The organism is Desulfobacula sp., assembly GCF_030145145.1.
In the GTDB taxonomy this organism is placed as follows: Bacteria; Desulfobacterota; Desulfobacteria; order Desulfobacterales; family Desulfobacteraceae; genus Desulfobacula.
Genome location: NZ_JAQYWD010000076.1, coordinates 1 through 11,824, shown reverse-complemented (window position 1 = coordinate 11,824; position 11,824 = coordinate 1). Strand labels below are relative to the sequence as shown.

Sequence of the window (11,824 nt, the reverse complement as noted above, 5' to 3'; positions counted from 1 at the left end):
TCCGCCTATTTTTTTCATAAAAAAAGACCCTATCCTGAGTCTCATTTAATCTGATATTTTTTCAGAATGGTCAATTTATTTTGAAAATTTCGTACTTCATTTGTTTAATTTAGCGCGCTGCTTAACAGCCTGGCTCAGACACGGTGACCTACGTAGTAAAACAAAATATTATGTTGCGAGTTGTTTTAAAAAATCTTGAAATCACTTATAAGTTGTTGAATTTAATGGAAATATTCATTTGCATAGCCAAGAGTTAAAATCCTTTTAAAAATCAGGTGGTTAGAGCCGCTCACAACATAAGTCTATCTATAGTCGCTGCAAGCCTTTACCACAAAGGCGTTGACTTCTTTTGTCAGTAGTGACTGGAATTAAAATTCCCGGGGCGACGACTTGTATTCAAAGTCCAGCCTTTTATCAAAATGATCATTGCCACAGCATGTAGTGGCTGAGGGTGGGGTTTTACCGGCGTGTGTCCATTGAAACCAAATATAAAGTGTTTCGCCGATGAAACACCTTCCCCAACAAGATAGGAAGGGTCCCTACAGATTTCGTTTGGGCAAGAATTCCGAAAAAGATTTTATTTTATGAAGTTTGTCCCTGGATAAATCCTTAATCTTCTTGCCGGATAAGGCCAGTGGAACTACCAGATCTGGATTTTATGGATTGTATATGATCGGTGCCCACTCAAAAACATGCCTGATTAAGGCCCTAAATCTCGCGTTTAAGGCCATTGATTTTGACCCATACACAATTTTTATCACAACAACCCTAAAAAGAGTGTAAATCGAATAAAATCAATAATATAAATAGAGTTTAGAGGTCTTTATATAACACCTCATAAAGTATTTATCCAGAACAGGCGAATGGCATTTTCATGGTGGCAAGAGCTATGAATTCATTTTTATCTTTTCAGGTTTTTTCAGGGTGGATTGAGCATCTTTCATTATGATTCGGCTTTTTCTGTTTAAACAGATATACTGACCAATCTCTTTCAGATGTCACTGAACCCTTTCTCCCATATATTCTGCTCCAAGTTTTTCCAGATACTCGGCCAAAAGATACCGATGACAATCAGACCCAGTTCTACAAAAGCATACAAGGGTTAGTTCATCCCGGCTTAAAATCTCATCCCAGATATTTCGATACTCCAGATAAGATTTTTACATCAGCCCTCGATACATCTGCCGATATTTATCCCAAGAAATTTTCCCTTCTTTTGACCCCATGACCATTTTCCAGGTTGGCGCGAAAAAACGGCCTGCTGGATCTTTGCCCTTGACTGTAATATCCAATCGATCAGAACCGGAATATCGATATTGCGCTGTGTAAAGTTTCATTTCAGTTTGAAAAGATATTCCAGACCATTTAATTTTATTTCATAAACCATCTGTAACATCTGGCCCAGCTTTCCTTCTGGAAATCCTTTTTGTGAAAACCAAACAATATATGGGCTTCAAGAAGTTCTTCCAAGGCCTCTTTTGCCTCTGTTGGTTTAAGATCGATCTTCTCGGTAATTCGTTCAACAATATCAGTTTTTGTCAGTGGCAAAACTCACCTCTCCTTGAAAATTATTATGTGATGATCAACAAAAAAATGGTTAGTGAATTATTTATCCATTTGATGGAGTATCGGGTGCAATATGGCAATAGTCCTTCCAGAGCCATTAACACCCTTTAAAAGTTCAGTATCCGACCATTTTAATCTGGTGGCAATGGCAAAGAGGTCACACCCGTAACCATCTCGAACACGGAAGGCCCGATTTTATGTTTTGGTCTTTAGCGTCGATGGTGGCAATCAGATTGGTAATTTGGGAGAGTAGAACGCCGCCAGATTAATTCTTAATTCAACTTTCGGACTTTAGCTTTAATCGACGGGGTCAGGGCTTTTTGCGTTTGTGATCTAAGTGTTTTTCAGCCTGTCTTTTTTATATGAAACACCTCCCCGAAAAATAAAATAGTATGCTGTTAATTTTTTGGTTCTGTGTAAAAAATTATCACACGGCTGTAGCTTTTGGCAACATTTGCCAAGACAGACTATCCATGCACCATTTGAATTTATATCGTCAAAAGTAGGGGCAGTCGTGTAGTAAAAAGTAACATTTGTATGTCAACCGCGCATGGCCCTTTAAAATTTTTTTATACCAGAAAAAAAGATAATCCTTAAATTTCAATGGAATAGGTTTTATACAGTCCCTTTTCTTTTCAGTGGTACCGGGTTTGCAATATCCATAATTAAACGCATCTATCCATACAATACAAAGGAGGTGTAAAATGAGAACCCAAAAACAGGAAAATATCGTCAAAGGGTTTCAAGTTGTTGAAAACGAGTGTATCTGGATGAAAGCGGGTATTGTCAATTTCAAATTGTGCGACAATGTGTATGACTGCAGAACCTGTCCGTTTGATAAGGCCATGCAGAAAACCATGAAGGCAAACCGCCATATGAATTACCACAAAGCCGGTTCAAGTTTGGCAGAAAACTTAAAAACCATTTACAAATGGTATCCCCGTCCCTGTCGTCACGTGCTGACCGGTCGCGTTGATGAAGCAAAAGTCTGTATTCTGAACTATGAATGTTATCACTGCGCCTATGACCAGATGCTGGACGAGGAAGACTTGAACGGGCTCAGCAAAAATCCGGCGGTTACACTGGCATCTGGTTACTGCCTGGCCGACGGTTATTACTATCACAGTGGACATACCTGGGCGCGCTTCGGGCATGGCGGACGGGTGACCATCGGGTTTGACGATTTCATGGTCAAGCTTTTTGGTGCCCCTTCAGAAATCTCGATTCCCTGCATTGGCTCCAATTTGAAAAAAGGTCATGCTGGTTTGGCATTTTCCCGCTTGGAAAAGAAGGCCACAGCAGTGTCACCCATCACCGGGACTGTTCTGGCCGTCAACATCAAAGCACAGGAGCACCCGGAAATCGTTCATGAAGATCCTTACCATGATGGCTGGCTGTGTGTCCTTGAGCCAAATATGCCCAAGCGAAATCGCAGGGGACTTTTTTTGGGAAAAGAAAGCCTTGAATGGACAGACCGGGAAAGCCAGAGACTTTTACGCCTGATCGGGCCTGAATACATGGATCTGGCTGCCACGGGCGGTGAACCGGTGGATGATGTATACCGCAGTTTCCCTGAGATCGGATGGGACCGTCTTGTGAAGGCGTTTTTGAGAACCGGAAAGGAATAAGGGGGTCAGGGTGTCATGCGTCTTTCGCAGTCCCGGCAAAGATAAAAGGGAATATTGTCCAAATCGTCAATGGCCCCGGAAAAGTGCATGACACATTTTTTCTCATCACAGTGGAAAAGATTGAACAGGTGCCCAAGTTCATGGAGTGCCACTTTGGCTGCCCTCTCGTAACAAAGGGAAGGCGGTGGTAATGAGCCGTCTGTGTTCCTATTCAGCCTGAACAGCGAAATCAGGGCGAGATTACCGCCCTGAACGGCTTGACCGTAAACATGATTGAAAATAGGAATAAAAATATCCTGGGACATCACCCCGATAATTTTAGAATAATCGCTAAAATCCCATGCATCAAGCGTGTTGATGATGATACCGGCATCATACTTGAGCCGCCTGTCATCAAAGGCGGACTTAGGAACGGGCCGCATGGGCAGGACATCGGCCGGCCACTTGTAAAAAGCGGTAATATTGGCTGCGATAACCTTTAGCACGAGCGCCGGAACCTCTCCCAGCGGCACCACACCGATCTGTTGTTTCATGTGCGTTTTTTTAAATTGTCCCGTTTAATGATTTTATGGAGCGTCACGCGGTTTATACCAAGGATTTCTGCCGACCGGGTAATTTGCCAGTCCTGTTCATCAAGTGTTTGAAGGATATATTCTTTTTGTATCGCCTTTAATGTCTGTCCCGCAGGTGCAGCTGCCCGTGCCGGCCGCAGAAATGAAAAATCCCCGGCATCAAGGGTCCGGGATTTACTCAACACAACGGCGCGTTCAATGGCATTTTCCAGTTCCCTGACATTTCCCGGCCAGTCGTAAGACTTCAACAGCGTGATGGCATCTGGTTTGATCCTATCCACATTTTTCGTAGTTTCATGGCTGTATTTTTCCATAAAATGCCCCATTAGAAGAGGGATATCATCTTTCCGCTCCCGCAGGGTTGGTAACTGGATTTTTATCACGTTAATGCGGTAATAGAAATCTTCCCTAAACACCCCGTTCATGATGCGGTCCTCAAGGTTCTGCCGGGTGGCTGAAATAAGGCGAAAATCCACTTCAACAGGTGTTTTGCTGCCAACGCTGAACATCTTTTTGTCTTCCAGCACCCGGAGCAGATCTACTTGCATTTTTGCACTGATATCACCGATTTCATCCAAAAACAGCGTGCCACCGGAAACTATTTCCAGAAACCCTTTTCTGGCATGTACCGCCCCGGTAAACGCCCCTTTATTATGCCCGAACAATTCACTTTCCATGAGCGTGTCCGGCAGTGCGCCGCAGTTGATGGCAATAAAGGGGAGCGCTGCCCTTGGGCTTTTGGCATGGATGGCCTTTGCCACCAGTTCTTTTCCCGTACCGGTTTCCCCGGTGATCAAAATGGATGAATCACTCTGCGCCACTTCCGGGATTAATGCATACAGTTTTTTCATGGGTGCTGACTGACCGATGATGTTGTCAAACCGGGTGATCTGTTCCAGTTGTCCTTTTAAGTAATGATAATCCGATGTGATTTTCTGCTGGCGGATGATCCTTTCCACCACCAGTGATAGTTGGTCCGGCTTGAAAGGTTTAAGCAAATAGTCGCTGGCACCGGTGCGCATGGCTTTTACCGCACTTTCAATGGAACCGTAGGCGGTAATGATCACCACCATGATATCCGGGTAATCCTCTTTTATTCGCTCCAGCAGTTCAAGTCCGTCCATCCCGGGCATTTTAATATCCACAAACATTACCTGAAAAGGCGTGTGTTTAAGTTTTTCCAGGGCGTCTAAACCGGAAGCGGCAGTATCAACTTCATGGCCGTATTTTTTAAACCAGGTCAAAAGAGATTCCCGGACAATCAGCTCATCATCCACGATCATGATTCTAATTTTATTATCCATGCTTATCCTCCGTCAGGATCAGGGTCAACCGAAGATATCACAGGAAAAGTCAGTGTGAATGCAGCGCCTTCTCCTTCCCGGCTGTCGATTTTTATCGTCCCCTTATGGGTCTTGACCACGCCGTGCACAATGGACAGTCCCAGCCCCGTACCCTGTCCGACCTCCTTTGTGGTAAAAAAAGGATCGAAAAGGTTATCTCTTACCTTTTCCGGGATACCGTACCCGGTGTCCCGGATTTCAACACATGCGTTTTCCAATTCCTTATCCATCCAGGATCTAACCACCAGTTCGCCACCGTCCGGCATTGATTCATTGGCATTAAAAATCAGGTTCAGGAAACACTGCTGAAGCTGGTTGATATCCCCTTCAAGCATTAGCGGGGCAGGGTAGAGGTCTGTTGTCAATTTGATATTCCCAAGTTCCAGCTTATGCCGGGTAAGGGAGAGAACCGCATTTAAAACTTCGTTTAAATCAATATGCGTATGTTCCAGGCCGGATTCCCTGGCAAAGAAGAGCATCCCGGAAACGATACTCCCGCAGCGCTCCAGTTCCGTTGACATGAGTGACAGGTAATCTTTGAATTTTTTCAAGTGATCATCCCCGGGGCGGCCGGCATTTAAAATATTCAGCATATAATCACAAAAGGTTAAAAGCCCCTGGATGGGGTTGTTGATTTCATGGGCACAGCTAGCGGATAGTTTCCCTAAAGAAATCATCCGGTCTTCCTGGACCATTTTTTGGATATCGGATTTGAATTCTTTAACCCGCTTATTCCACCTGTCGGAGAACTCAGCGGTTATATCCCGCCAGAACTCGATAACCTGTATTACCTCTCCGTCGTCATTTTTAATTGGATAAGTGGTAAGGTTGCAATACATCCGTTTACCGTCCGGACCCGGATGGTCATGGATCACATGCGCATTCTTGCCCGACCTTAAGGTTTCCAGCATGGGACATTTCACGCCGGGAAAAGCGCTTGAACAGGGGGCTTTTATCGAGTGGGAAATTTCATAGCAATAGGCGCCGATAACGGTGTCTTTTGTTTTTTTTACCGTATTGAGATAGGCATCATTGACATCGGCAATGGTAAAGTCCGTATTGATGATGACAATGGCAGCCGTACTCTGCTGGATCAGTAAGCTGGAAAACGTTTTTTCAGCAACAAGTTTCTTTTCGGTTGATTTCAGCTGCTGATTCGTATCCAGGAGATTGCGCAGTATTCTGCTGATATTGTACTCAAGGACACCGACGCCCTTAGGTTTCAAACGGATGATTTCAAGGAGCACATTCTGGCTTCCCGTAAGCTCAAGGACGCTGTCAAGGTGCTCGATATTCAGCAAATCATGGAAATTATCAGTGGTATAAATCCCCATTTTTTGGGCAAGCAGGATACCCTCTGCGGTGGCATTCTTATCGCACACCCCCAGTATTTTGATATCGAAAAAGGGAAAGGGATCATTATTGATCAGTTCAAGGAAAAACCGGCAGGTCCGGCCGCCACCCACAATGGCGATATTAAGTGAAAACGGTTCATTTACATGATTCCCGGGAGTATTGGTTTTCGTCTCCATCTGACCACCCTCCAGTCAACTGGACCTTAATGGTCTATTATCGCGGGACACTATCCGGAATAGCCGGTAGCGGACATCTACCAGGTTCTCTTCCTGCCTGTATCTATGTGAACAAAATCAGATTTAGGGTAGAAACCGACGCCACCCGTGTTAAATTTGACGGCCATGTCGCGTAGAACCTCTGTATCGAGCCCCGCCAGCCTGATATCTATGGCTCTTCCCTGCATGTGGTAGCTTTTTTTTGCAACGCCATTGCTCTTCTTGCGCAGGAACGCATTGGTTTTGGCCGACCGGTATCCGGAGATAACCTCGTAGCATGAATGACTTTTGCAGTAGTGCTGAATGGTGGTAAGAACGTCAAGGAGACGCCGGTCAATGCGGTGAACCTCACTGGTGCGAAAATCCCGGAGAAAGTATTCAAGTGCCCTGCGCACTGAATCGGTATAGGTCTCAGGTGAATAATCTATCGAGATCCTTTCTCCGGTATGGGTGTGATAGAAACTCAATGGCCTCGGTTCTGAAGGTATCGCCAGAACTGCTGAAGGGACGAATACCCCGGCTGCGATTTGGGCTGATGCCAGTAAAAAAGAACGTCTGCTTATTTTTTTTCCGTGGTTTTCACCAGGACTGCAGATAGATTTTAAAAATGGAAAACGCGTCCTCATTTTATAAACAGTGCCTTATATAATTTCTCATCTCTTCCATAAACATCCCCATTAAAGATAATTTGATCGTCTTTGTCAACCCATGCTGTTTGATAGGTGATGTGCACATGGATCGGCGGATGGATTTTCAGCACCGTTCTCTTGCCCAGATTGATCAGATCATTAACCCGTGCGCTATTCCATTCACTGCCCTCTGCATCCAGGAGAAAGACCGCCAGTTTCTCCGGTTCTGAAACCCGGATACACCCATGACTGAATGATCGTTTCTGCTCAGAAAATAAATTTTTTGCTGGGGTATCATGAAGGTAGACGGCGTATCGGTTGGGAAAGACAAATTTTACCCTGCCAAGTGCATTGGTCGGCCCTGGATCCTGGCGCAGCTTAAACCTTGCCATCTCAGTGGGACTGACCCGGCCCCAGTCGATGACGGTTGAATCGAGCTCAACGCCGTCTTCCTGCCAGTTGGAAAAAAGTCGAATGTTTTTTTCGACAAGGTAGTTGGGGTTTTTCCTCAGTTCCGGCAGGTCTTCATTTCTGGCAATGCTGGGCGGCACATTCCAGTAGGGGTTGAGCTCAAGATATTTGATCCTGTCACTGAAAACCGGGGTCTGATGCTGGAATTTACCGACAATCACTGGCAGGCTGAATTCCAGCTCACCTGCCGCGTAGGTATAGAGCCTGTAGTTTGCTATATTAACCAGAATATATTTATCTCCCAGCGAATGATCCTGCCAGCGCCACCTTGCCATATTAACCTTTATCTGGGTCAACCGGTCCTCTGGAGATATGTTCAGCTCCCGTATGGTATTCCGGCCCAGGATGCCGTCCTGATACAGGCCATGGTTCTGCTGAAAGAGAACCACCTTTTCCAGGAGTGTATCGTCATAGACCGAAGAATTGCCAGTCTTTGAATCCTCCATGCTGGCATTTTCCAGCAGGGCAATTCTTTTTCTGATCGCAACTATTCTCTCATCCTCATCTCCCGGTCTGATGCTTTTGCTGTCGGACAGCATCTGCCACTGTCCGCTGTACTTCAGGCGGCCATAGTGAAGAAGACCTTTTCTCAGACCTCTGTATTGACGGTGATGGGGCGGCAAAGACTGAAAAAACGCATCGAGATTCTCTGTCGCCAGGATTGTTTCAATCATTGCCAGGGGATCAAAGCCTCTTTCTCCCGCTTCAGCAAAGAGTTCCGGGTTGACTATGTAGGGTTTGAGCTGGCCATAGCTGACATCATGGACATACTTCACCATGTTATAGGTCAGGAGCGTATCAAGTTTTGCCAGAGATTCAAGGTTCGGATCAGTCCATAAATCCGCTATCGTTTCCACCTGATAGTCATCAGGGTCCAGTCCCTCATTGCCCGCATTTTTTAAATATTTCAATATTATTCCTGCCCGCATCCCAGGTCCATCCTCGGAAACCCACAATGGTTCAGCGCCCGATTCATGGTAAATGACAGCAAGACATACATCCTCCCTGACGATGGAGGGGTTTTGTTCCTTGAAACTCAGGAGCTCCACAGGATAGCACGCGAGGTGATCCGCCATAGCCTCGGCAAGATCTCTTTCACCGGCGCTGCCATCTGCAGCAGGCAACCATAAACACAGCAACAGAAATATCCCACAAACGTTCATAACCTTCATTTTGACCGGCCTGCCTTACCGTAATTTTTTTGACTGAGATCGGTTTATACTTCTATTTCTTCTTTTTTGAAATCTCGCCTGATTTTAAGCACATCTTCAAAAAGAGCAGATGTCTGTGAACATTTTCCTCCACAGGTATGTAGCAATTCAATGCCTTTATCATCGTCAAGTTTTGATGCCTCTTGTAAAATTGTATTTATCCACTGATTGATTCTGTCTTTATTTTTAATCAGAGATGATTCTACCTCAAGGATGTATAATACGTCTATAGAAAAAGTATTTTTTGAGATGTGGTTATTCGGCCCTTCAAGCTACATTTTCTACTTTGCACCCCTTTACAGGAAGGAGTGGGATTGTTTTCATGGACTGCAACATTGCTTTTCAGCGGGCGTGGCCTTTTTACATCCGATGGAAGGCACGCAAGCTCCTGTTTGGCTGCTAAGGATAGATCGCGCAGCTGCCAGCACCGGAGTCTGGAGACAAAAAATCATGTAAATGAATATTCCACCAATGATAAATGGCGGGAAAGAAATTAAATAAAACTTCAGTAACTGACCGATTTCGAAATTACAATTTGTTTTTGTATGAATCTTACAATGATTGCAAGTATCAATCGAGCAAGTTTTGATGAATGGATTATTCATAATTTTTTATCCATATTAACAGATTGTTACGTTGTTTTGCTTGGTCCGGCCCATTAAAGCTGAAGTCCGAAAGAGTTGAGTTATGATGTAATGGAAGCCGAGACTTCATCAAAGGCAGAAAAAACAGCGAATGAATAAAAAGTTGTTCTTTTTAAAAAAAGTATTGCGGTATTTCCGCCGTCACTCCAACCGATCCCCGCAATGCAGTTGCTGTGGGTGTCATGGTCCAGGACAGATAGCGTATAAAAGCGCCGGACATGGGCTTTAACAGGGCATAAGCCAGATCAGAATAGAAAAGTGACCATCAGGATACACAAGCAAATAAGGTATGTCTTCATTTTTCCCTTACAATTGAATCGTTTTAAATGCCTGCTCTCAGCGGACGATGGAAAAACCGATCCGCATCGACTGATCACGCGCCTTATAATTGATCAGGCTTTCGGCCAGCATATTACAGTACTGGATTTGAAAAAACAGATCAAAATTATTCTTTAGCAATTTTGAAAGCGGATAGCTTAAATCCGTCTGAACGGACAGGCCCTGCTCGGCAAAGCGCAGCTGTGTGGAACTGACAATCCCATCCGCCTTGCCAAACTTTACCTCAAGCGATACATTGCCACGGTAATCAGCAAGATCCGGGTTGGTGTCATTATCGTTATTGAAATAGGCTGACAGCTTAGGACTGATCTGCAGTCCCAGTTCCGAATCGGCATCAAAAAAAATTAATGTTGGATTGATGTAGGCGGTATTGGTGCTGCGCGAGAACTCTCCTCCCCGTCCGTTCGACTCGTGCTGGAAGCCGCTTTGAACAAATAGCCCCTGCATCCACTTGGGACGGGTCGACCAATTTTTGGTCAGAAAAAACAGTTCCGGCTTGTAGCTGGTATCCTCAAAGGGTGCTGAGCTGGAAGCAAGATCCCAGAATGATGTCTGGGTGTAGGCAAAATTCAGTCCGCTCAAGCCGGGGAACCGCTGCGACAAAGAACCCGCCGGGTTGAACGGGCGATATTTGAAACTGATCTGAAACTTGCTTTTCTCCGGGTCGGTGCCGACCAGAAAATACATTGGCTTGTAGGCAGAGAAGTTTACCGCGTAGGGCTGATAGAGAGAAAAAAGACTTTCTAGAGACGGGTATTCATCATTGCCGGTTTCTTGCTCAGATCCGGCCAACATCTGTCCCGGTGAAGATCCTTCACGGAGAATATTAATCAGCACGGCGGTTTTTGGGGAATCAACCGCGGAAATTTCCGTCGTCCCCTGGAAAAGGGCGGGCAGGACAACCCGGTACTCCTTGGTCAAAAATTCTCCCGGCCGTAACACTGCGGCAGCAGAAGTGTCGGTCTCAACCGCAGTCACTAATATTGTTGTCCCGCCAACATCCTGGATACGTAGCGAGAGGCTGTCCGGGAAAGTAAATTCTGTAGCCTTCGGACTTTCGTTGTGAAAGTAGGCTTTGAGCAGAACTGGCTGCCCGGCACGGATATTCAGCTGGGGAAAACGCAGGAGGGTGGTCACCCCATCATCAGCGCTGCTGATAGCGGCCCAGAACAACAGTATCAGTGTCAGTAGATACACTATGTGAGTATGAACAACCGGCTGAGGGAAAATATTATGTCTCATAATTGACCTTTTTTATACATCTGATATTGTCTTGCTAATAGTAATCATAGTTAGAATAATGAGAAATAACAATAATAATTATGGTAAAAGCAACAAGAATCATTTGATTTATTTGAGTTCCATGGGGAGGATCAGAATGGTTACCGATGATTTAGTGGACCCCCTACCTCCCTGCCGTCCGGCTCGCCCGAGGTGTGGTGGGGTCGGGCCACACTAACGACCTGTGTGGTGGTGTGGTGGGGTCGGGCCACACTAACGACCTGAAATTGTAGAGAATGTGTTCCATTTATATGTATTAACAGGGGCTATTTCTTCGTTTTCAGCATCAAAATCAGCGTTATAGAGCAATATTTCCTCCCGAAGTTCGTATCCCTCATTCAAGGATCGTGTTTTTCTCCCCAATGCTTTTGACGCAAGGTTTTTTTTTATTTCAGTGACGAATTGCTTTTCACCTACAGCAATGCCTTTACTCCACCAGGCTTCCCGTTTGCTTTTATCGTTTTCTAAGGCGTTGCTTATTAGATTCTTGTGTAAGTGTTGAAATGAAATATAAGAGTCACAGCCGGAAAGTTTGGCAAGTTTTTCATAATCAATGAGGACACATTTAC

General features: G+C 45.1%; 10 protein-coding genes. 1 reads left to right on the top strand and 9 read right to left on the bottom strand.

Features of this window, described 5'->3' with window-relative positions:
- Positions 1–1,333: 1,333 nt before the first annotated feature.
- Together Q1Q15_RS25045 and Q1Q15_RS25040 are read right to left on the bottom strand one after the other, a co-directional pair.
- Entirely contained in the window at positions 1,334–1,405 is a 72-nt protein-coding gene (locus tag Q1Q15_RS25045) for a DUF3820 family protein (RefSeq protein ID WP_300465448.1), read from the bottom strand.
- Positions 1,372–1,548 (bottom strand): hypothetical protein, encoded by a 177-nt coding sequence (locus Q1Q15_RS25040; RefSeq protein ID WP_300465446.1) that lies wholly within the window; start codon positions 1,546–1,548, stop codon positions 1,372–1,374. Before Q1Q15_RS25040 ends, Q1Q15_RS25045 begins: the two co-directional genes overlap by 34 nt.
- A 722-nt stretch (positions 1,549–2,270) precedes the next feature.
- Between Q1Q15_RS25040 and Q1Q15_RS25035 the strand changes: the two genes are divergently transcribed.
- Entirely contained in the window at positions 2,271–3,194 is a 924-nt protein-coding gene (locus Q1Q15_RS25035; RefSeq protein ID WP_300465444.1) for a glycine cleavage system protein H, read from the top strand.
- 5 nt (positions 3,195–3,199) lie between these two features.
- Here Q1Q15_RS25035 and Q1Q15_RS25030 read toward each other — a convergent pair whose 3' ends face one another.
- The 7 genes from Q1Q15_RS25030 to Q1Q15_RS25000 all read right to left on the bottom strand — a co-directional run.
- Positions 3,200–3,727 (bottom strand): archaemetzincin family Zn-dependent metalloprotease, encoded by a 528-nt coding sequence (locus tag Q1Q15_RS25030; protein WP_300465443.1) that lies wholly within the window; start codon positions 3,725–3,727, stop codon positions 3,200–3,202.
- On the bottom strand, positions 3,724–5,070 hold the full coding sequence (locus Q1Q15_RS25025; RefSeq protein WP_300465442.1) for a sigma-54 dependent transcriptional regulator: 1,347 nt from the start codon (positions 5,068–5,070) through the stop codon (positions 3,724–3,726). The genes Q1Q15_RS25030 and Q1Q15_RS25025 overlap by 4 nt, the downstream gene beginning before the upstream one ends.
- Before the next feature lie 2 nt (positions 5,071–5,072).
- The gene (locus tag Q1Q15_RS25020) at positions 5,073–6,641 is read right to left on the bottom strand and encodes an ATP-binding protein (RefSeq protein WP_300465441.1); all 1,569 of its coding nucleotides are present in this window, start codon (positions 6,639–6,641) and stop codon (positions 5,073–5,075) included.
- A gap of 77 nt (positions 6,642–6,718) precedes the next feature.
- Positions 6,719–7,306, bottom strand: a complete 588-nt coding sequence (locus Q1Q15_RS25015) for a DUF882 domain-containing protein (protein ID WP_300465438.1) — start codon at positions 7,304–7,306, stop codon at positions 6,719–6,721.
- Positions 7,303–8,919 carry a L,D-transpeptidase family protein gene (locus Q1Q15_RS25010; RefSeq protein ID WP_300465436.1) on the bottom strand — a complete coding sequence of 539 codons (1,617 nt, stop codon included), beginning with the start codon at positions 8,917–8,919 and terminating at the stop codon, positions 7,303–7,305. Before Q1Q15_RS25010 ends, Q1Q15_RS25015 begins: the two co-directional genes overlap by 4 nt.
- Positions 8,920–9,971: 1,052 nt before the next feature.
- Complete coding sequence (locus Q1Q15_RS25005) at positions 9,972–11,216, bottom strand: phospholipase A (protein WP_300465434.1); 1,245 nt, start codon at positions 11,214–11,216, stop codon at positions 9,972–9,974.
- Between the two features lie 252 nt (positions 11,217–11,468).
- Positions 11,469–11,824, bottom strand: a 356-nt coding sequence (locus Q1Q15_RS25000) for a hypothetical protein (RefSeq protein ID WP_300465432.1), incomplete at its 5' end; no start/stop codon positions are given.